This window comes from Rothia amarae, from assembly GCF_014705945.2.
GTDB lineage: Bacteria > Actinomycetota > Actinomycetes > Actinomycetales > Micrococcaceae > Rothia > Rothia amarae.
This window is the reverse complement of the sequence record NZ_CP061538.1, coordinates 978326-998997: the sequence shown is the minus strand read 5'-3', so window position 1 is coordinate 998997 and position 20672 is coordinate 978326. Positions and strand designations below refer to the sequence as shown.

Sequence of the window (20672 nt, the reverse complement as noted above, 5' to 3'; positions counted from 1 at the left end):
CAGGCACCTACCATTTGCTGCGTGTCTGCCAGCATTTGCTATGCCAGTGACGCCGCTCCTCAATAGCTCGATCTTTGCCAAACATGTGGTCTTCGCGCCAAATGACGAGGTGCGCGGTACGTGGAGGTATCTTCCGCCCGCACTCAGGGCAGATATAGGTTTTGAGCGCGTTGACCGCCGGCATAAACTGAATAAACCAGTCGCCATCGAAACTGTGTTCTACATAGGGTGCGGGGTCCAGAATTCTAGAAATATCTCTGCCCTGCGGCATGGTTTTCTGCCATTTAGAGGGCTTCTGACCAGAATTTGAAGAACGACCGCGGGATCCTGAACGTTTAGGCATAGTACATATTGTGGCATAGTTGATGAGCTTCATTCGGGCTGCTTCCAACTCTGCTGAGCTGTTAGAGTTATGGAGTGCGTCTTGTAATAGCTGAATGTTCCGTAGATTATGTAGGTCGGCTCAAAGCCCACCTCCCCCGAGCTACCCGCTTGCTCATGGTAAAAAATGATGGTTCCGTTCTGATTCACTCAGACGGTGGCTCTTATAAACCGTTGAACTGGATGAGTCCTCCTGCAACTATGCACGTTGCTGACCGAGAAGAACTAGCGAGATCAACTACTTTTGATTTGGAAGATGACCCTGATATCCAGGAGCTCTGGCGCGTTCAGGCAGCTAAATCCGATGATTATCTGCTGATTCGCGTCTATGGCGTGGTGGGAGAGCTCTCTCATGATTTAGGTGTTGATCCCGGTTTAATCAAGGACGGTGTTGAAGCCGATTTGCAACGCCTACTCGCTGAACAAATCGAAGTCTTAGGTAGTGGGTACCGGCTTGTACGCCGCGAATATCCAACTGCTATTGGGCCAGTCGATATTCTCGCGCGGGATTCTCAGGGTGCAGCTATAGCTGTGGAACTCAAGCGCGTGGGCGACATCGACGGTGTCGAGCAGTTGACCCGCTATCTTGAATTGCTCAATCGAGATCCCCTGCTCTCCCCCGTCAAAGGTATTTTCGCCGCTCAGAAAATCAAGCCTCAGGCACGGGTACTCGCAGAAGACCGTGGTATCCGGTGCGTCAGCTTAGATTACGATGCCATGCGCGGAGTCGACGACGTCGATTCTAGGCTCTTCTAAAACTTCCGCCATCGTCGTTGATGCGCATATGTAATCTTCATCCATAGACACCACATAAAAAAGAACCCCTCCTGTTAGGAGGGGTTCTTTTGCTGGTGGACTCGCGCTAGATATTAGCGTGCTTTGCAGCGATAATGACCTTGTTGTTAGACACGGTCAAGAAGCCTTCATGAAGACGAGTCACAATCTTTTCACCGGAAACCGGTTCAATGATGAGTTCGCCGTCTTCAGCAAGCAAAGCCATGGTCGGAATATGCCCGGGCATAATTCCGATATCACCGTCAAGAGTACGAGCACGAACGTACTTCGCTTCTCCCGTCCACACTTTTTTCTCACGAGAGACTACTTCGACGTTGAGTGCCATGATTACTTGGCTCCAGTCTGTGCCTTGAGTTCTTCGTACTGACGCATGACGTCGTCCATGCCACCAATGTTGTAGAACGCCTGCTCGGGAATGTGGTCTACATCGCCGCGGCAAATCATCTGGAATGATTCAATGGTGTCCTTAATGGGAACAGTTGAACCCTCAACACCGGTGAACTGCTTAGCAGTGTAGGTGTTCTGGGAGAGGAACTGCTCGATGCGACGTGCACGAGAAACAACGACCTTCTGTTCTTCGGAAAGTTCGTCCACACCAAGGATCGCGATGATGTCCTGGAGTTCCTTGTTTTCCTGAAGAATTGCCTTCACCTGGATTGCGGTGTCGTAGTGTTCCTGACCGATGTACTGAGGATCCAAAATACGTGAAGTGGAAGTCAGCGGATCGATTGCGGGGTACAGACCACGAGCTGCAATCGCACGGTTCAACTCGGTGGTTGCATCGAGGTGAGCGAAGGTAGTTGCCGGAGCGGGGTCGGTATAGTCATCCGCTGGAACGTAAATTGCCTGCATAGAGGTAATGGAGTGACCACGGGTTGAAGTAATGCGCTCCTGCAAAAGGCCCATTTCATCAGCCAAGTTGGGCTGGTAACCCACAGCTGAAGGCATACGACCGAGAAGGGTAGAAACTTCTGAACCAGCCTGAGTGAAGCGGAAGATGTTGTCAATGAACAACAAAACGTCCTGGTTCTTTACATCGCGGAAGTATTCCGCCATGGTCAGACCGGTCAAAGCTACGCGCAGACGAGTTCCTGGGGGCTCATCCATCTGACCGAAAACGAGTGCGGTGTCTTTGAGAACACCTGCTTCTTCCATTTCAACCCAGAGGTCGTTACCTTCACGGGTACGCTCACCAACACCAGCGAATACCGAGGTACCACCGAAGTTACGAGCAACACGGGTAATCATTTCCTGAATCAGAACGGTCTTGCCCACGCCAGCGCCACCGAACAGACCAATTTTACCGCCCTTGATGTAGGGGGTCAGAAGGTCGATTGACTTGATGCCAGTTTCCAGCATTTCGGTGGAGCCTTCGAGCTGTGCAAAGCTGGGAGCCTTACGGTGAATTCCCCAGCGCTCGTCGGCATGAATTTCTGAGTTGTCAACGTCAAGAGCATCGCCCAAAACGTTGAAGATGTGACCCTTGACGCCGTCGCCCACGGGAACAGAAATCGGAGCGCCGGTGTCCTGAACAGACTGACCGCGGACAAGTCCGTCGGTAGCCTTGAGGGAGATTGCGCGCACGAGTGAGTCGCCGAGGTGCTGTGCAGTTTCAAAGGTGATGCTCTGGGTTTCGCCGCCGATAGTAATTTCAGCGGTAAGAGCGTTGTAAATGTCCGGTACCTGACCGGCAGGGAACTCAACGTCGACCACAGGGCCGATGACGCGCGCGATGCGGCCAGTAGCGCCCTGAGTCGGCGTGGTTGCCGATTCATTCAGAGTGGAGGTCATTGTTCTCACTTACCTGTATAGAGAAAGTTGAATAAGTATCTTCGATATTAGGAGGCGGCGAGGGCGTCTGCGCCGCCCACGATCTCGGAAATCTCGTTGGTGATTTCTGCCTGACGTGCGTTGTTCATAAGTCGGGTGTATTTCTTCACCAGTTCGTCCGCGTTATCGCCGGCAGACTTCATAGCGCGCTGGCGAGATGCCAGCTCACTTGCTGCTGCTTCGAGCAAGCAAGCGTAAAGTCGTGAGGCAATGTAACGGGGCAACAGCTCATCAAGAACTTCCTGCGGGCTCGGTTCAAAGTTGAAAGCTGCGTTCTGATCTACCAGAGCATCCTCAATCTCTTCGCCGGGCACAATTTCGTCACCGATACGCTTGGTATCTGCAACTGCCAAAGGCAACATACGCAGAATCTTGGTTTCCTGAGTCACCATCGAGATGAACTCTGTGTAGACGATATGAAGGTCATCCACGCCGCCCTCTTCGTAAGGGCGAGCGAAAGCGTCAAGCAGAGCTTCACGCATTTCAACAGCCATCTCTACGTTGGGGCTATCGGTATTTCCTTCCCATGAGCGCTCATAGTCGCGCTCACGGAATTCGAAGTAAGACTTCGCTTTACGTCCTACGAGGAACAGCTGTACTTCGCGCCCTTCGCTACGAAGCTTCTCAATCAGACCTTCAGTCTTTTTCAGGACTGAAGAAGAGTAAGAGCCTGCGAGACCGCGATCGCTGGTCAAGACCAGAACTGCAGAGCGGCGGTGCTGAGCATTTTTATCGCTAATCAAGGGGTGCTTGATAGAACCCTGGGCAGCAATAGCAGTAACAGCCTTAGTCAAAGCAGCAGCATAGGGGCTAGCCGCATCCGCGCTCTGGCGTGCCTTGTTAATACGAGAGGTCGCGATCATCTCCATCGCCTTGAAGATTTTCTTCATGGACGACGTCGAAGCAATCTTTTGGCGGTAAACCCTAATCTGGGCTCCCATAGAGCTTCCTTTCTTCCTCAGTGGGCGTTGTCTTCTCCTTCACTGGAGAAGACAACGCTACTGCGGAGTAATCGCTAACCGATGGTTTCCTGAGAGACTTCCGAGTCAGAAACAGGCTTGTGCTCTTCATGGCCAGCTTCTACAAGGTGGCTTGAGCCCTGTGAACGGAAATCACGCTTGACAGCTTCAACGCTTGCCTTCAGCTCGGCGACGGTGTCGTCTTCGAGCTTTCCGGTTTCAGCAATGTTCTTCAACGCGTTCCCGTGACGACGGAGGTAGTTGATGTATTCCTTCTCGAAGCGAAGAACATCTGAAACCTCAATGTCGTCCAGGTAGCCGTTAGTACCTGCCCAGATGGAAGCCACCTGATCCTCAACGGAGTAAGGCGAGTACTGGGGCTGGCGCAAAAGTTCGGTCAGGCGAGCACCGCGGGTGAGCTGCTGCTTGGAAGCGTCGTCCAAGTCAGAAGCGAACATTGCGAATGCTTCCATCGCACGGTACTGAGCCAAATCGAGTTTCAGGGTACCTGAAACCTTCTTCATTGCCTTAGTCTGTGCTGCGCCACCGACGCGGGAAACCGAGATACCTACGTCAACAGCGGGACGCTGGTTGGCGTTGAACAAATCGGACTGGAGGAAGATCTGACCGTCGGTAATGGAAATAACGTTGGTCGGAATAAAGGCGGAAACGTCGTTAGCCTTGGTTTCAATAATCGGGAAGCCGGTCATTGATCCTGCGCCCAGCTCATCAGAGAGCTTTGCACAACGCTCGAGCAAACGAGAGTGTAGGTAGAAGACGTCGCCGGGGTATGCTTCGCGTCCTGGAGGACGGCGAAGAAGAAGTGAAACGGAGCGGTAAGCTTCAGCTTGCTTGGACAGATCATCAAAGATAATCAGTACGTGCTTGCCGCCGTACATCCAGTGCTGGCCAATGGCAGAACCGGTGTAGGGAGCAAGGTACTTGAAGCCTGCTGCATCAGATGCAGGAGCTGCAACGATGGTGGTGTATTCAAGAGCGCCGTGAGTTTCAAGAGTCTGGCGAACAGCTGCGATAGTGGAAGCCTTCTGCCCCACAGCAACGTAGATGCAACGAACCTGCTTGGATGGATCACCAGTTGCCCAGTTAGCCTTCTGGTTGATGATAGTGTCCACTGCAATAGCGGTCTTACCGGTCTGGCGGTCACCAATAATGAGCTGACGCTGACCACGACCAATCGGGATCATCGCGTCAATTGCCTTCATACCGGTCTGAAGGGGCTCGTGTACGGACTTACGCATGGTAACGCCCGGTGCCTGAAGCTCCAACGCACGGCGGCTTTCGCTCTGGATTTCGCCTAGGTCGTCGATAGGCTGACCCAGTGGATCAACGACGCGACCGAGGTAGCCTTCACCAACGGGTACAGAAAGCACTTCACCAGTGCGGTGGACTTCCTGGCCTTCTTCAATACCGGTGAAGTCGCCCAAGACGATAACACCAATTTCGCGGGTGTCGAGGTTTAGTGCAAGACCAAGAGTGCCGTCTTCAAAACGGAGCAACTCGTTAGCCATTGCAGAAGGAAGACCCTCGACGCGGGCAATACCGTCAGATGCTGACGATACGCGACCCACCTCTACTCGTTCTACATTGCCGGGTTCGTAAGACGCCGCGAATTCATTTAGCGCATTACGGACTTCATCGGCATTGATGGTCAAATCGGCCATCTGTGTCCCTGCTCTCCTTATACATGATTTCCAACTCTGCTTCGAGAGGTGAAAATCGAAAACTTGCTTTATACAGTTACGTTCCCGTCCACAATTTGCTGTGTACGGGAACGGGGCCGTACACGTGTATCTGCTAAATCAGTGTGTTGACTATCGCTGGGTGAGTGCTCGATTGAGATCGGAAAGTCGAGTCTGAACGGTGCCGTCCATCATGTCGTCTCCTACCTGCACTCGCAGCCCACCAATAAGCGATGGGTCAACAGAAATATCTAGCTTCAGTTCTTTGCCATAAGCCTTGGAAAGACCAGAACGAAGTTTCTCGATCTGGGCTTCTGACAAGGGTCGTGCTGTTGAAACACGTGCAATGGAACGGTTCTGTTGTTTGACGATAATATCGACAAACTTCTCGGCCAATCGCGCAGGTGTTGCCCCGCGAGGCGCCTTTGCGACGCGTTCAATGAGCAACTTACCCTCAGCAGATTGGGGGTTACCGCCCAGGACCAAAGCCAGCTTCTGTTTAGCGTCGTTAGATGCACGTTCTTCAGTCAGTGCGGTCTGCGCTTCTGCTAAATCGTCCACAGAATTGATAAAGGTCAACAATTCGTTGATAACGTTTTCAAGACCCTGAACGCCGTTGTTCGCTTCTGCTGAATAAGCTGAAGCTTCAACTGCTGCTTGTTCAAGAGAATCTGCAAGATCGCGTTCGTTAGACCAGCGTGCCGAAGCTGCTGCCTGTACTACCTTGATTGCCGATTCTGAAATCTTGCCACCGAAAATGGTGGAGCAAATGCTTGCGCGACTGTCTGCCGAACGGGAAGGGTCTGTTAGTCCACGGCGCAAACCACCGTTTTCATCCAGAACATCGACTACAGCAAATAGTTCTTGAGCGAGATGATCAGGGTTTGCACCAATATTGGCGGCTAGTACCTGTTCAACTTTCTTCAATGATTCAGTAGATACTCCTGCCATTACCGAGTAGCACCTGCATTCTGCTTTTCGGTTTCTAGGTCAGCAAGAAAACGATCTACCACACGAGCCGATCGCTCATCATCATTAAGGGATTCGCCCACAATCTTTCCAGCCAGTGCAGTTGCCAAAGTTCCAACTTCCGAACGGAGTGAAACGGTAGCTGCTGCGCGTTCTGCCTCGATTGATTTGTGTGCATTTTCGGTAATGCGCTGCGCTTCAACAGTGGCGCGTTCCTTGGATTCAGCAATAATTGCATCACCTTCGGCGCGTGCTTCTTCACGAATTTTCTGAGCTTCCAGACGAGCGCTTTCGAGCTGCTGGTTGTACTCTTCGCGTGCTGCTGCGGCTTCAGCCTGAGCTTTTTCAGCCTTTGCAAGACCGCCCTCAATCGCTTCCTTACGATCCTGATAGATCTTTTCGAACATCGGGAAAACGTATTTGGCAACGATGAAGAAGAGGATCAGGAACCCAATGAGCGTAATGACCATTTCCCAAACATTTGGGATAAGAGGGTTTGTTGCACCCTCGGCAGCCATCAAATATGACATAGGGAAAATTCCTGTTCTATAGATTGGTCAGTTAGGACTCTCGTCGATTAGACGATGAAGGCCAGAACCAGACCAAGAATTGCCAAAGCTTCAACCACTGCGAAGCCCATGAACAGCATAGGCTGCAGGGTGCGCTGGGATTCAGGCTGGCGAGCAACAGAAGTCATGTATGCAGCGAAGATCAGACCCACGCCGATACCGCCACCAATAGAAGCGAGGCCGTAACCAATTGCGTTCAAGGAGCCGGTAAGTTCCATGTTGTTTCCTTTCAACAGTGCTCACAAAATAGGATGTGTGTAATGAGCAGAGTTTTGATTTATGCAAATACTACCCGCGGGTGCGGGTCGTTTTAATTCATCGAGTGTGGATTCACTCGAGAAAACTTTTAGTGGCCTTCGGAGACCGATCCCTGGATGTACACAGCCAGTAGCAACGCAAAGATGTATGCCTGGATGCACTGGATGAGGAATTCGAGGAAGTAGAGGAAGATACCCAGAGCAATCGAAGCTACCGAACCAACCGCAGCGATACCCCCTACCTCAATGATGAGGAACTGGGTGAGAGATGCTGCCACCATCATCGCAAGGTGACCACCGAACATGGTTGCGAACAAACGCAGAGCGTGAGTAACGGGGCGGATGATGAGGTTCGAAAGGAACTCGATGGGAATCAAAATGATGTATAGAACGGGAGGGACGCCAGGAGGCATGGTGAGATCGCGGAAGAAGCCACCCAATCCCTTTCGCTTAATGCCTACCCCGACCCATACAAAGTAACCAACAGCTGCGAGAACATAGGCAGAACCAGCGTGGCTAAGAGTGGGAAGCTGGAAGAAGGGAATTGAACCGTAAAGATTGTTCACCAGAATGAAGAAGAAAGCGGTGAAAAGCAAAGGAACGAATGGCTTGAAGTGGTGAGCCCCAATAAGTTCTTTACCTAAGGAGTTACGGACAAAGCCGTAACCCATTTCGGCAACAAACTGATTCTTACCGGGAACCATCGCACGCTTGCGACCTGCCCAGAGGAAATAACCCGCAACGATAACGACGGACAGCAGAACAAGAAGCATCTGCTTGCCAAAGCCGAATGAACCGACGGTGAAAAGATCCGGAAGATGCATTTCCTCCACCGATGGAGGAACATATCCGGCGGCTGTTACGAGCCCGTTTTCAATCAAGGCAAGTCCTTTCTTGCTTTGTGTGCCAACCGCTGTTTGCAGCTGTCTTCATCAAGTTAAGTTGTGTGTGATTCGATGAAAAATTTAAGAAGTTTTGCGATGTTGCATGTGGTAGTAAACCAGGTAGAAACCGCCTGCGGCTCCTATCAACGCTCCAAGCCAAACTATCCATCGCGTGCCAAAAAGAAGGTCCAGCCCATAGCCTACCAAACTCCAGAACGCTATGCCGATTACGACATAGAGTAAGGTCATGAAAGCGCCAGAAATTCCTCCACCAGAAACCAGTTCACCGGCACTACGGAGCTCTTTGTCGCCGTCCCACCATTTCTTTTGGCTTTGGTTCACTGAATCCCCTGAAATTTGTATTTAGTCATGAGCATCGAAGTACAAAATTCTCATTTTCATGATGATCCGCATGCTCCCCCCAAGCCAGAGTAGAACCGTAAGAATCGCCCCTGTCAAAAACCATCCGTTCAGGATTAACCGCGGAAGAGGAACCAGAAGCAACAGACCAAAACCAATAAGAACTTTGATGATGTAGGTAGCCATCAGTGCTCTAGCAACTTCAGAAAGTGCTTTCTTTTCAGCACGCTGAGCTACCAGGATATCGATGGCGAACCAAAGATAGACTAGTGCGAACCCCGATAGCAGACCTAGCATACCTGCCCAGCCATCGATGATTGCACCAACCATAGTACCTGCCAGAACTAGCGGAATACATAGTTTTGTGACAAATCGGAGAATATTTTTCCACTGAGTTGGTGTGCTATGTGCGCTCATGAATTTTTCTTCGAAAAGCGTCGAATAAGAGCAGGAAGGCTCAGATAGAGAGCAACCAAAGCTAGGACCAGGAGCCCTGCTCCGAGAGCGTCCTGGGTTTCATAAGGCAGTGCCACGACAGCAATGAGAGAAATCAGAACAGTGAAGCACGCGACCACCACAGAAGACCCCACATGGCTTAGACCGACGTCGGTCAGCCGCTGGTAGACGTGGGTGCGATGCGGTTTATACCACTGCTCCCCCCGTGCCATTCTGCGCAAAAGTGTGAAGCCAGTATCTGCCAAATAAATCATGACCGGCGAAAGAATATATTCAACATAGACCCCAGAGAGGAAAGCACCCACTGCCATGGAGGCAATAGCACCTCCCAGGAAGTAACTACCGGCGTCCCCCAAAAAGACGTTTTTCCCGGTTCGAATATTCCAAGGCAGAAAAGCCACATATGCGAAAGCTACAGCGGCTCCCGCAGCAACGAGCCAGGGCAATCCGCTAATCCAGCCTGCATAGGAATAAAATCCGCCAACAACCAATCCATGTAGACCAGAGATTCCGTTAACCCCGTCCATAAAGTTCACCACGTTGATATACGCGGCGACCGCAAAAACCCCCAGAGGTATCCACCAAATGGAGGTATGGAGGGCAAAAGTGATAGCAACACTGACTACGAGCCCAATGAGCAATTGCACCAGGAAGCGTACGCGAATGGAAACCCCGCGAAAATCCTCCATCCAGCCTAGGAAACCCGAGGTCACCATGCCGAATAAAACGGCTAATGCTACGGATCGATCGCTGGGAATGAGCCCGGAAACAAGTGCTACTAGAAAACCCGCCATAGCGGCCACGGCAGTTGCCAGACCCATGCCTCGGAAAACCGGTTCGACGTGAGAAGAACGCGCAGTTGGAATATCCACTAGATTCCAGCGGTGCAAGAGAGGTTTAACAAAAAACGGTAACAACAGGCCCAACACTAGAGCGACCAGGGCAGGAACCACCATCACGGGTGCTTGTATGGATAATCCCGGCACTATTGTTGCCCCCGATGCTCATCTCGCTGATAACCGCGCGATGCTAGATAGTTGGTGTGCCACGTAGAATAATCCAGTTCTTCCGGCGAAAGTGGCGGCGTTTGCGCGTGAGAAATATAAGGATTTTTCTCGCTCTGTTCCATCTTTTCGTCTTTGCCAAAGAGAACTTCTTCAAGCTTTTCACCCGGGCGCATCTGAGTAATTTCAATATCGACGTCGTACCGCTCGTAAAGGCGGCGAAGGTTTTCCGCCACGTCGTAGATGCGTACGGGCTTGCCCATATCGAGCACCATGACATCCCCAGAATTCCCAATGGATCCTGCGAGCATGACGAGCATGCAAGCATCGGGGATAAGCATAAAGAATCGAGTCGCATCTCGGTGGGTCACAGTAATGGGTCCGCCGTCTTTAATCTGCTGAGTAAAGATGGGCTTGACTGAACCTCGCGACCCAAACACATTGCCGAAGCGAACCGACACATACCGTCGTCCGGTCTGTTGCCCGAACCAGCTGGTGAGCTTTTCTGCAGTACGCTTTGACTGCCCTAGAGCTGTCGTAGGATCGGCGGCTTTATCGGTTGAAACATTCACAAATACTTCAACTTCAACTGAAGCTGCAGCTTCAAGCACATTTTTCGTACCCAAAGTATTAGTTTTCCAGGCTTCCTTGGGGTAAGCCTCAAGTGCAGATACATGTTTAAGTGCTGCGGCATGGAAAACTACGTGAGGTCTCCGCTCTTCAAATACCGCGTCGATAGCCTCTGCATCACGAATGTCTGCCAAGATGATGCAATTATCATCCAGGGCAGTACTACCCAGCAAAGAATATTTGCTTTCCATCAGCAAAGTTTCATCATGATCGAGCAACATCAGTTCTTCGGGATTGTACTTGATAATTTGCCGGCACAATTCTGATCCAATTGAGCCACCGGCTCCTGTGACAAGCACCCTTTTCCCCGTGATGTAGGAGCTAATATCCTCGTCGTTGATGTCGTAATCAATTTTGCCGCGGACACCTTCGATAATCATGCGGTTTGCATCTTCAGGCTCGCCGTCAGATCCTGCAGTGAGTTCAGATATCATGCCGGTGATTTTGTGTACCTGCACGTCGAGTTCCCGCATCTTCAAAGCAAGACGCTCAAAAGATTTTTCGTGGGGGTCACTCATCGCATAGAAAACTTTGCTGACGCCATAGCGTTTGACTAGCGTGGGAAGGTCGGTTCCCCGTCCAATAACATTCACCGAATGAATACGAGCGTTACGCAGCGCAGGATCGTCGTCCACAATCCCAACCGGCATGTACTGGCTTTCAGGATCCGACATGAGAGAAGCGACCAACGACCGCCCTACAAAGCCGCCGCCATAGACGATAACCGGTTCACTTTTTTCCGAATCTGGACGATTCATAATGTCTTCAACAATGCGCTTGGCATAACGCATAATCATCATCGCCATGATGGCAAAAGGGAAAGCAATAATGACCACTGACCGAGGTACATCAATATGCCAGGCAAAAAGCAGAAGCACAATCTGAATGACGATTATGTCCACTACCACTACTGGGTAGAGCAGCATTGCCTCCGAAAAACTACCGTAGGAGAAACGGTTGCGGTAGAGCCCCAGCGCATATCCCAAACCCAGCTGAATAAGTACGGCCAGAGCAGCTACTATCACCAGCCCAGAGGGATTGATGAGATCAGCATCGCCATAGCGCAAAAAGAAACCAATAGGAAGAGCAATCAGCCAAGCCAGTGCGTCCAAGAACATCTGCACAAACCGCCACCAGGGTTTACGATCCGTATTAGGCTGTTCGACGACTGGAATAGATTGAGTCGTAGGAGAAGCCATAGACTATTTCTCCTTACTTTGAGGTTGCTCAGGGTTGGAAGCCACTGAGGATTCGGTGAAGAATCGACGGAACAATTTCTGCCTCAAGCTCAGTGGGATAAACCGATATGCCGAACGTACCAAGAGATTTTGTGCGACGCGCGGTGCGGAAACAACATGACCACGATAGAGTCGTTTTTGCACCTGAATATCCTGTTTAAGTGCCTGCACTCCCCCGCGCTTTGTATATGCACCCACTTCAGTGCGGTACTTCACCAATGGTTGGGGTAGGTTCTTCAAACCATACCCTGCTTGGTTTAGCCTTGCCCATAGCCAGTAATCTTCTGCACCAGGTACTTCTTCATAGCTACCTACCGATAGCACTGCTGACTTCCTGAACATCACAGTCGGATGAAAGATTGGATTTCGTTGAGGAAGCACACGGGCTATTTCCAAAGACGTACAGGTTGCTTTCCGCACAGCCAGCTCTTTTTGTCCTGAGGCATCTACTTCATACAGAGCACTTCCCAGGACGGCAAGATTGGTTCCTGCCATCGCCTCAAGCTGTTCCTCAAAACGCTCGGGGAGGGATATATCGTCGGAATCTGCTCGAGCCACAAGTTCAAACTTACAAGCCTGCAGTCCAAGATTGAGCGCTGAGGCTAAACCACTGTTTTCAGGTTGGCGGACGATAGTGAAATCTGTGAGTTTCTCCGAGACAGCAAGAGATTCCCATTTTTCAAGAATGGCGTTGAGCTCAGGAGTTAACGGACCATCGGCTACCACAACAAACTGATGTGGCCGCACTGTCTGATCTCGAAGATTTGAGGCAATCGCTTGGTCCAAATACAGGGGATTGTCCTGGGCATAAGTGCTCATCAGCACGGAAAACGGAGGATTTTCCTCTTGCTGGCTGTTTTGTTCCCTCCATTGCTGAGCGAAGCGTGGAAACTCCAATTCATAGATCCCCCGCAACACTTCATCGTTAGACCGGAAAGGAACCAGCGCATCTTTGATACCCCGAGCAAGGTAAGTCAGATAGGTCTTCTTATCATCGGTACGCAACACCGTAGTAATCCACAGACGAAGGGTAGAACCCCCATACAGAAATTTTTCCAGCGGAGTGAGGGTACGTCGTCGACAAAAAAGCCACAACTTATTGCGTACATCATTATAGAATCGCGGTCCCGGATTGAAATCAGTATTGCCCGCGCTCTTGGTGTGGTGGATAACCACAGATTGAGAAGTCGCGATAGCATCTCTGCCATGCGCTAACCGTGTCGTATATTCGAAGTCATCATTCCAAATGAAGAAATCTGCGATAGGTAAGCCTTCGCGGCGCATGACTGTCGCATCCATCATCACTGACACGAAAGATGCCGATCGAATTGGGCGTGCGCCCACGACTCTTGCCCGGGAAAATTCAGCAGCTGAAGCACCGAATTTAGTACGCATCGTATTCATCGGATGATCGCGGCCATCTGTCCACTCTACCTTTGATGCTACAAATGCGGGATGCTCCCCATGTGCCCCTCGGTAGTTAGACCAGGCTTTGACAGCTTCACTCAGAGTACTCTCGGTGGGTTCTGTGTCGTCGTCCATGACCCAGATCAAATCAGCTTTATGCCGCACCAAAGCACGATCAATACCAACCGTGAACCCGCCAGCTCCCCCAAGATTTTTGGAAAGATTGACGATGTCGACAGGTAACGAATATTCCAAGTTCTCTAGATATTCTGCGGTACCGTCGGTTGAAGCATTATTGATAATTACTACTGCGGCAGGTAGTTGATCTCCAGATGCAATACCTTTCAAGGTCACCGGTAACAATTCCTGCCGGTTATACGTCACCACTACCGCAACAACCCGAGGGCTCGCTTCATGAGCCATTTCGCTCTGTATCTTAGGTGAAGTCATAACGAGGAGACCGATTCCTTTCGGTAGCCTGCATCCGGGGCAGATGCGGGAGAAACTCAAACTATCGCAGCAAATACATCAGAAAAAATATTTGAGTTCAAAGAACCTACGATAGTTCAACTCATTTAGTTTACTGAATCGGTGCTCTGTGTTCACTCTGATTGCCTGTTCACTCGCTAAAAGTCTGCTGTGTTTAGTACAAATTCTCTGCAGATATGTGCGAAAGTTAGTCATGAAAGTTTATATAAACTCTTCTTCCCTTTGAAAGGATCGATATGTCGGTATCTGCATGGAAAGTAATCGGTGCAAGCGGATTTGTTGGGTCTTCGATTCTGACCCGTCTTAAAATTGATGGTATCGAAGCAGATCCCATCGAGGCCCCTCGCCTGGCAACCAGCCAACGTGATGCAAATCAAATTATTCGCGATGCTCGCAAGCTCGAAGACATTATCGATTCTCTTGCGGATTCTTTTGCAGGTGCCGAAGTAGTCATAAATGCTTCCGGTTTGGCAGCTCCGAACCAGCAGGACATAGCTCCCTTGCTGGGTGCAAACGCATTGCTTCCCGCCGTCATTGCTATTGCTGCTCAGCGTACCGGAGTGAAAAGACTCATTCATCTTTCCTCTGCCGCTGTTCAGGGGCCCCGCCCCGTTCTCGATGATTCTCCACGCACCGAGCCATTTTCTGCATATTCTTATTCCAAGGCACTGGGTGAAGATGTTCTCTTACGCATCGCAGATTACGTAGAAGAAAAAGCCGCCGCCGGCGTAGCTCCAGGCTCTGCCAATTCCTCGTTCCCCGCTGCCCCCTCGTTTTCTCCCGCTTCAGTTTCGGCTCACCACGCGTTAGAGACGTGCGTCGTTCGTGCAACCAGCGTGCAAGGGGCGGGACGGCGCACCACCGAATCTTTTGCTAAATTTTCTTCATCTCCTTTGGCTTCAGTAGCCGGATCCGGCAGTCATAAATCCCCTGTTTCGTCCTCCTACGCTCTGGCAGAATTCGTTTCGATGCTCGGTCAGTTTTCCGGCGAGTTGCCGAGGATTGTGGTTCAGCCGTGGGAAGGAACCACCTGTGAATCTGTCATTGTTGACGCCGGACGGCGTCGCCCCCTCCACATCCCTGCCCCACTCTGCACCGTGGCAGTGAAAGCCGGGTATGCTCTATCCGGACTTTTGAATGATAGATTGCAGGGCTCAGTACGCAGGGCAGAGGTCATGTGGTTTGGTCAGGACGTCGACGATTCCTGGGCACGAGAGAATGGTCTGCTCCCCCAACACCGTGTACAAGAAGTCCTACGATCAGCCCATTTAGGGTTAGGCAAAAAATATGATCGAAAATTCAAAAAAGACAAATAGAACATAAATATATCGGGTGCATCAGTTCAGATGCACCCGATATATTTGTGGGGCCTTAGGCTACTCGTTAGATTTATGGGAATCAGCATCATCAAAGAGAAGTTTGCGGGCATCACTTTGAGAAAGTGGTTTAACGGCTGCTTCCCTTCGTGCGATTTCCTGGCGAATACTTTCCTTGGTGCGCATTTGATCTACGCGTGCAGTACCCTGCCCACCTTCAACAAGATGGGCATTGAAAGATCCGGCTGCAGGGGCAGAAGCACGCGGCCCATCGCCCAATCCCACTGGGGCAGAAGCTGTAGGACTCTCTGCTTCTTCAACCAATGAACTAGCTGCCCGGCGCTCTTCCGCGCGCTCAGCAGTGGACTGTCGATTCTCGGCTTCTAGCTCTTCTTTAGTAATGATAGAGGGCACAACCTGCCGTAGCTCTTCCATGCTAATAGCACCTTCACGAACCACTACGAGTCGGTCTGCAGTGCAGTCAACGATAGTGGAAGGAAGCGCTTCTGCAGGAAGGGCATCTTCATGGGCTCCAATGGGGCGGCGTCCGCCATCAATAATAACTTCGACGTCTTCGCCCAATTGTTCAGCGGCTGCCTCAGCGGTGGTTGCAGCCTGTTGCCCGGTCTTATTGGCAGAAGAAACCGCTAACGGCCCAATTTCCCTCAGAAGCTGGATTGTCAAAGAATCGTTAGGCACACGCAACGCTACTGTTCCCTGGGTCTCTCCCAAATCCCAGCTCAAAGATGGCTGTGAATAAAGAATGAGAGTCAAAGCACCCGGCCAGAATTTACGAGCAAGCGCAGTGGCATCGTCAGAAACTTCATCGGCAAGACCGGGCAGAACAGCTTCATCAAAAATCAAAACCGGAGGCGGCATAGTGCGTGACCGACCCTTCGCTGCCAGCAGCGTACTGACGCCGGCATGCGAGAACGCATCAGCCGCGATACCGTACACGGTATCAGTGGGTAGCACAATGGCTTTGTTCTCGCGTAAAGCTACTCGAGCAGCCTCGATAGCTTCATTGCGAGCTTCGGTAGTTTCTGTTGAATATACGGTTGCTTTCACGCTGCCATTCTCTCACGTTCAGAGCGGACACAATAGATAAGTGGTTCTGTGATATCGAAAAGAGTCGGAAGACTTAACCAAGATACCCTGCGGTGTGGCGGGGCCTGCCGGTTAAATCATCGATAGATTCAATTCTTTCAAACCCAGACTCTGCCAAGATGGTTCGCATGCCATCACGTTGGGTCTCTGCATGCTCCATGATAAGAAAACCTCCGGGTTTGAGGAGCTCAGCTGCTCGCTGGCAAATAGTGCGAGGAATCTTGAGCCCATCTTCGCTACCACCGTACAGAGCCATCTGTGGATCGTACTCGCGTACCTCGGTATCTTGAGGAACAGCACCGTTCGGAATGTAGGGCGGGTTCGAAGCAACAATATCGAAGGTGGATTCGTGTCCTGCTAGAGCACGAGTTGCATCTTCATGGATGAGTTTCACCGCGGTGCCCACAATATTGCGGGTGGTCCACGCTATCGCAAGCTCACTCAGTTCCACCGCAAAAACGGAATGCCCCGGGCGCTCGACGTCGATGCTGGCGGCGATCGCCCCCGAACCGGTACACAAATCTACAATTTTCAGCGGTGATGTCTGCTGGGAATCCACTTCTGTCAGAACCCGGCTTACCAGCTCTTCTGTCTCAGGGCGAGGGATAAAAACTCCCGGCCCCACAGCCAGCTCTAGTTGCCTGAAATACGCGACGCCGGTCAAATGCTGAAGAGGAATTCTTTGAGCCCTCTCAGCAATAAGGTCGGTAAACCCTTCGGGTGCAGGTGCTCCAATGAGCTCCAGACTCTGTACCCGACCCCGTGAAATACTTTCCCCGCTCGCCTTACTCATGCAGTATGCCGCCAAAAGCTCGGCGTCGACCCTAGGATTCTCTACCCCGGCTTCTGCAAGATACGCCGAAGCCCGGCGAAGAACTTCTTTAAGTTCTTCGCCGGGCAACTGCTCAAATGATTCTGCCAAGACTTAGTTTTCTTCCTGTCCCAGCTGCTCAAGACGGTGTTTCTCATCCACATCAATAGCAGACTGGATGACTGCCTCAAGGTCACCGTTGAGAACCGCATCCAGATTGTAAGCCTTGTAACCGGTACGGTGGTCGGCAATTCGGTTTTCCGGGAAGTTATAAGTACGGATACGCTCGGAGCGATCCATCGTTTTCACCTGAGAATGGCGCTTTTCAGCGTTTTCCGCGTCAATCTGTTCCTGCTGCCACGCCAACAGACGAGCCCGCAACACGCGCATAGCGGCTTCACGGTTCTGAATCTGAGACTTTTCGTTCTGCATAGCAACCACAATACCGGTCGGCAAGTGAGTAATACGCACAGCGGAGTCAGTGGTATTCACGGACTGACCACCGGGACCAGATGAGCGGTACACGTCAATCTTCAAGTCATTCTGGGAAATCTCAATTTCCTCAGGCTCATCGACCTCGGGAAAGACCAAAACACCAGCGGCGGAAGTGTGGATACGCCCTTGAGATTCTGTAGCCGGCACACGCTGTACGCGGTGAACGCCACCTTCATACTTGAAATGCGCCCACACGCCATCTGCAGGATCGGTAGAAGAGGTCTTGATAGCAACCTGAACGTCTTTATAGCCGCCCACGTCAGTCATATTGGAAGAAATCATTTCTGTCTTCCAGCCCTTAGACTCTGCGTAGCGAGTATACATACGCAATAGATCAGCTGCGAAAAGGCTTGCTTCGTCGCCGCCTTCACCACCCTTGACCTCAAGAATGACGTTACGACCGTCATCAGGATCGCGGGGAATAAGCAGGTGACGTAAACGCTCGTTAGCCTCGGTCAACTGCTTTTCCAGCTCGGGAACTTCTGCAGCAAACTCGGGGTCTTCTAAAGCCATCTCACGAGCTGCTTCCAAGTCATCGGTGAGCGCACCTACGCGCTTGTAGGCTTCAACGATGCCGTTCAGCTCCGAATAGCGACGCCCTAGTTTACGAGCCTTACCCTGGTCTGCGTGCACAGCGGGGTCAGCCAACTGCTTCTGCAAATCAGCATGCTCATCAAGCAAAGACTGAATTTCGTACAAAATATGCCTTCTTTTAGATCAACGGGACTTAGTTCCCGAATGTCATCACATCAAAAACGCGGCTGAACCGCGCGGGTGCGAAAGTGCACTGCCCAGCATCGAAATAGAGCAGACAGTGCACTTTTTAAGTGTTAGTCGTTAGAGGAGGTTCCCAAACCGGACTTCTGAACGGTCAGCAAGAACTCTACATTGGACTGAGTCTCACGCAGTTTGGAGGTCAGAACGCCCAAAGCCTGCTCCTGATCCAGCCCTGCAAGTACGCGGCGCAAACGCCACATAATCTTGATTTCCTCAGAGGACAGCAGGTTTTCTTCACGGCGGGTGCCGGATGAATTGACATCAACGGCGGGGAAAATACGCTTGTCCGCCAGCTGACGGGACAGACGCAACTCCATGTTGCCGGTTCCCTTGAATTCTTCGAAGATAACCTCATCCATCTTGGATCCGGTTTCTACCAGAGCAGTCGCCAGAATGGTCAGCGAGCCACCTTCTTCAATGTTGCGGGCAGCACCAAAAAATTTCTTCGGTGGGTACAGCGCAGCAGAATCGACACCGCCGGAGAGGATACGACCTGAAGCAGGAGCACTCAGGTTGTAGGCACGACCCAAACGAGTCATCGAATCCAACAATACGACGACGTCCAACCCCTGCTCTACGAGGCGCTTAGCACGCTCGATGGCAAGTTCAGCAACAGTCGTGTGATCGTCTGCAGGGCGATCGAAGGTCGAAGCAATAACTTCGCCCTTGACGGTACGCTGCATATCGGTCACTTCTTCAGGACGCTCGTCGACTAAGACCATCATGAGGTGAACCTCAGGATTGTTGGTGGTAATCGCATTTGCAATCGACTGCAGCATCAAAGTCTTACCAGCTTTAGGAGGCGAGACAATCAGACCGCGCTGACCCTTACCGATGGGAGCGATGAGGTCGACCACGCGGGTGCCCATCTTCTTCGGCTCTGTTTCCAGTCGCAAGCGTTCCTGGGGATACAGAGGAGTCAGCTTGGAGAAATCACGGCGGTTCTTTGACTCTTCAGGCGCAAGACCATTGATAGAAGTCAGCTGAACTAGCGCATTGAATTTCTGGCGCTGGTTGTTCTTGTTATCGTTTTCACGCGGTGCGCGGATTGCGCCCACTACGGCGTCGCCCTTGCGCAAACCGTAACGCTTCACCTGGTTGAGGGAAACGTACACATCGGATGCACCGGGTAGGTAACCGGACGTACGGACGAACGCATAGTTATCCAGAACATCAAGGATCCCGGCTACAGGTACGAGGACGTCGTCTTCGGTGATCTCAGGCTCATCGTACTCATTAGTATTACGGCGGTTGCGGTTACGACGCTCGTTTTGGCGGTCGCGGCGGTTACGTTTGCGGTTGTTGCGGCTGTCGTCGTCAGGACCGTTGCCAAAGTTTTCGCGGTCGTTTGAACGGTTGTTGCGATCGGAGCGATCGTTTCGCTCATTGCGCTCAGAACGATCGTTGCGTTCATTGCGGTCGCCGCGATCGTTTTTCTCACCGTTACGCTTGGTGCGAGTGCGCTTGCGGGAGTTTGACCGCTCAGAATCGGACTCATCGTTCTTCTCGGAGTCCGACTGCTGGTTGTTCTGCTGAACAGGAGTCGATTCAGACTGCGCTGAAGAATCTGCTGAGTTGTTTTCGTCGTTCTGCTTCTCAGAAGAAGAATTGCGACGACGACGATCAGAGCGGGTTCGTGAACGACGGTTAGTGCGTTCAGAGTTGTCTTCCGAACCTTCGCCCTGCTCAGAAGAGGCATCTACCGATTCGTTTTCATCGGCTTTATGCTCAGTATTCTGAACACCGGCTGAAGTTGCACGGCGATTACGACGCGCCGGAGCCTTCTTAGACTCTTCTTCAGTTCGCGAAGCGTTTTCCGTCTGAGCACTGTGAGTGTTCTGCTCTGAGGCGGTCTCTACCTGCTCAATGCTCTCCGCTTTTTTGCGGGGTGCACGTTTACGCTTCGGCTTCTCAGCGCTCTGCGCATTTTCAGAATCAGAAGATGAAGCTTCTTGAGCATTCTGCTGTTCTACGCGTTCTGCTGAAGCTCCGCGCTGATGGTTAGTAATAGCGTCTACCAGGTCGGATTTACGCATACGGCGAGCGCCAGTAATGCCAAGCTGGGATGCTAAAGACTGTAGCTGAGCAAGTTTGAGGCTGCTCAATGATGGTGATTTGGTTTCTTCCGGAGCCGCAGTGCGGTCGGTGGATTCTGCCACGAAGGTCCCTTCCCCTCGAAAAGTTCGAAAAATCTTTCGGTTTGGCACATCAGATACGTGCCGTGCTCAGCATCAGATC

Annotated in this window: 20 protein-coding genes; 2 read left to right on the top strand and 18 right to left on the bottom strand. The window is 51.5% G+C overall.

Going from position 1 to position 20672, the window contains the following annotated elements:
• Positions 1–7 precede the first annotated feature (7 nt).
• Positions 8–343, bottom strand: coding sequence for an ATP/GTP-binding protein (locus IDM48_RS04835; protein ID WP_190618327.1), 336 nt, complete (start codon positions 341–343; stop codon positions 8–10).
• A gap of 74 nt (positions 344–417) precedes the next feature.
• On the opposite strand from IDM48_RS04835, the gene nucS reads away from it, so the two are divergent.
• Positions 418–1137: an endonuclease NucS gene (nucS, locus tag IDM48_RS04830; RefSeq protein ID WP_190618325.1), complete on the top strand. Its 720-nt coding sequence runs from the start codon at positions 418–420 to the stop codon at positions 1135–1137.
• A 106-nt stretch (positions 1138–1243) separates the two neighbouring features.
• Here the strand turns inward: nucS and IDM48_RS04825 are convergent, their stop codons facing one another.
• The 13 genes from IDM48_RS04825 to IDM48_RS04765 all read right to left on the bottom strand — a co-directional run bounded on the left by IDM48_RS04825 (position 1244) and on the right by IDM48_RS04765 (position 13889).
• Positions 1244–1501 (bottom strand): F0F1 ATP synthase subunit epsilon, encoded by a 258-nt coding sequence (locus tag IDM48_RS04825; protein WP_145173297.1) that lies wholly within the window; start codon positions 1499–1501, stop codon positions 1244–1246.
• A gap of 2 nt (positions 1502–1503) precedes the next feature.
• Positions 1504–2967, bottom strand: a complete 1464-nt coding sequence (gene atpD / locus IDM48_RS04820) for a F0F1 ATP synthase subunit beta (RefSeq protein WP_145173300.1) — start codon at positions 2965–2967, stop codon at positions 1504–1506.
• 47 nt (positions 2968–3014) lie between these two features.
• Positions 3015–3947 carry a F0F1 ATP synthase subunit gamma gene (locus IDM48_RS04815; protein WP_068170347.1) on the bottom strand — a complete coding sequence of 311 codons (933 nt, stop codon included), beginning with the start codon at positions 3945–3947 and terminating at the stop codon, positions 3015–3017.
• A gap of 74 nt (positions 3948–4021) precedes the next feature.
• Positions 4022–5647, bottom strand: coding sequence for a F0F1 ATP synthase subunit alpha (gene atpA, locus IDM48_RS04810; protein WP_145173303.1), 1626 nt, complete (start codon positions 5645–5647; stop codon positions 4022–4024).
• A gap of 150 nt (positions 5648–5797) precedes the next feature.
• A complete protein-coding gene (locus IDM48_RS04805) occupies positions 5798–6616 on the bottom strand; it encodes a F0F1 ATP synthase subunit delta (RefSeq protein WP_145173306.1) in 819 nt (272 codons plus the stop codon).
• Positions 6616–7164 carry a F0F1 ATP synthase subunit B gene (locus IDM48_RS04800; RefSeq protein WP_145173309.1) on the bottom strand — a complete coding sequence of 183 codons (549 nt, stop codon included), beginning with the start codon at positions 7162–7164 and terminating at the stop codon, positions 6616–6618. The genes IDM48_RS04805 and IDM48_RS04800 overlap by 1 nt, the downstream gene beginning before the upstream one ends.
• A 47-nt stretch (positions 7165–7211) precedes the next feature.
• The gene (atpE, locus tag IDM48_RS04795) at positions 7212–7421 is read right to left on the bottom strand and encodes an ATP synthase F0 subunit C (protein ID WP_186303135.1); all 210 of its coding nucleotides are present in this window, start codon (positions 7419–7421) and stop codon (positions 7212–7214) included.
• Between the two features lie 128 nt (positions 7422–7549).
• Complete coding sequence (gene atpB, locus IDM48_RS04790) at positions 7550–8341, bottom strand: F0F1 ATP synthase subunit A (protein ID WP_068170356.1); 792 nt, start codon at positions 8339–8341, stop codon at positions 7550–7552.
• Positions 8342–8425: 84 nt separating this feature from the next.
• Complete coding sequence (locus IDM48_RS04785; RefSeq protein WP_190618323.1) at positions 8426–8686, bottom strand: AtpZ/AtpI family protein; 261 nt, start codon at positions 8684–8686, stop codon at positions 8426–8428.
• A gap of 21 nt (positions 8687–8707) precedes the next feature.
• The gene (locus IDM48_RS04780) at positions 8708–9121 is read right to left on the bottom strand and encodes a hypothetical protein (protein ID WP_145173312.1); all 414 of its coding nucleotides are present in this window, start codon (positions 9119–9121) and stop codon (positions 8708–8710) included.
• On the bottom strand, positions 9118–10032 hold the full coding sequence (locus IDM48_RS04775; RefSeq protein ID WP_238398050.1) for an MraY family glycosyltransferase: 915 nt from the start codon (positions 10030–10032) through the stop codon (positions 9118–9120). Before IDM48_RS04775 ends, IDM48_RS04780 begins: the two co-directional genes overlap by 4 nt.
• A gap of 113 nt (positions 10033–10145) precedes the next feature.
• A complete protein-coding gene (locus tag IDM48_RS04770) occupies positions 10146–11993 on the bottom strand; it encodes a nucleoside-diphosphate sugar epimerase/dehydratase (protein WP_068170365.1) in 1848 nt (615 codons plus the stop codon).
• A 3-nt stretch (positions 11994–11996) separates the two neighbouring features.
• Positions 11997–13889 carry a glycosyltransferase gene (locus IDM48_RS04765; RefSeq protein WP_190618321.1) on the bottom strand — a complete coding sequence of 631 codons (1893 nt, stop codon included), beginning with the start codon at positions 13887–13889 and terminating at the stop codon, positions 11997–11999.
• A 275-nt stretch (positions 13890–14164) separates the two neighbouring features.
• On the opposite strand from IDM48_RS04765, the gene IDM48_RS04760 reads away from it, so the two are divergent.
• Positions 14165–15244 (top strand): NAD-dependent epimerase/dehydratase family protein, encoded by a 1080-nt coding sequence (locus IDM48_RS04760; RefSeq protein WP_190618319.1) that lies wholly within the window; start codon positions 14165–14167, stop codon positions 15242–15244.
• Positions 15245–15304: 60 nt separating this feature from the next.
• Here the strand turns inward: IDM48_RS04760 and IDM48_RS04755 are convergent, their stop codons facing one another.
• From IDM48_RS04755 to rho, 4 genes are all read right to left on the bottom strand, one after another.
• Positions 15305–16312, bottom strand: a complete 1008-nt coding sequence (locus IDM48_RS04755) for an L-threonylcarbamoyladenylate synthase (protein ID WP_190618317.1) — start codon at positions 16310–16312, stop codon at positions 15305–15307.
• 73 nt (positions 16313–16385) lie between these two features.
• Positions 16386–17273 (bottom strand): peptide chain release factor N(5)-glutamine methyltransferase, encoded by an 888-nt coding sequence (gene prmC / locus IDM48_RS04750; protein ID WP_190618315.1) that lies wholly within the window; start codon positions 17271–17273, stop codon positions 16386–16388.
• Between the two features lie 3 nt (positions 17274–17276).
• A complete protein-coding gene (gene prfA / locus IDM48_RS04745) occupies positions 17277–18356 on the bottom strand; it encodes a peptide chain release factor 1 (protein WP_377148698.1) in 1080 nt (359 codons plus the stop codon).
• Between the two features lie 131 nt (positions 18357–18487).
• Positions 18488–20593 carry a transcription termination factor Rho gene (gene rho, locus IDM48_RS04740; RefSeq protein ID WP_190618313.1) on the bottom strand — a complete coding sequence of 702 codons (2106 nt, stop codon included), beginning with the start codon at positions 20591–20593 and terminating at the stop codon, positions 18488–18490.
• Positions 20594–20672 lie beyond the last annotated feature (79 nt).

Coding starts and splice junctions, on each gene's coding strand:
- IDM48_RS04835 (WP_190618327.1), bottom strand. CDS start 343: ATGCCTAAACGTTCAGGATCCCGCGGTCGTTCTTCAAATTCTGGTCAG.
- IDM48_RS04825 (WP_145173297.1), bottom strand. CDS start 1,501: ATGGCACTCAACGTCGAAGTAGTCTCTCGTGAGAAAAAAGTGTGGACG.
- atpD (WP_145173300.1), bottom strand. CDS start 2,967: ATGACCTCCACTCTGAATGAATCGGCAACCACGCCGACTCAGGGCGCT.
- IDM48_RS04815 (WP_068170347.1), bottom strand. CDS start 3,947: ATGGGAGCCCAGATTAGGGTTTACCGCCAAAAGATTGCTTCGACGTCG.
- atpA (WP_145173303.1), bottom strand. CDS start 5,647: ATGGCCGATTTGACCATCAATGCCGATGAAGTCCGTAATGCGCTAAAT.
- IDM48_RS04805 (WP_145173306.1), bottom strand. CDS start 6,616: ATGGCAGGAGTATCTACTGAATCATTGAAGAAAGTTGAACAGGTACTA.
- IDM48_RS04800 (WP_145173309.1), bottom strand. CDS start 7,164: ATGTCATATTTGATGGCTGCCGAGGGTGCAACAAACCCTCTTATCCCA.
- atpE (WP_186303135.1), bottom strand. CDS start 7,421: ATGGAACTTACCGGCTCCTTGAACGCAATTGGTTACGGCCTCGCTTCT.
- IDM48_RS04780 (WP_145173312.1), bottom strand. CDS start 9,121: ATGAGCGCACATAGCACACCAACTCAGTGGAAAAATATTCTCCGATTT.
- IDM48_RS04770 (WP_068170365.1), bottom strand. CDS start 11,993: ATGGCTTCTCCTACGACTCAATCTATTCCAGTCGTCGAACAGCCTAAT.
- IDM48_RS04765 (WP_190618321.1), bottom strand. CDS start 13,889: ATGACTTCACCTAAGATACAGAGCGAAATGGCTCATGAAGCGAGCCCT.
- IDM48_RS04760 (WP_190618319.1), top strand. CDS start 14,165: ATGTCGGTATCTGCATGGAAAGTAATCGGTGCAAGCGGATTTGTTGGG.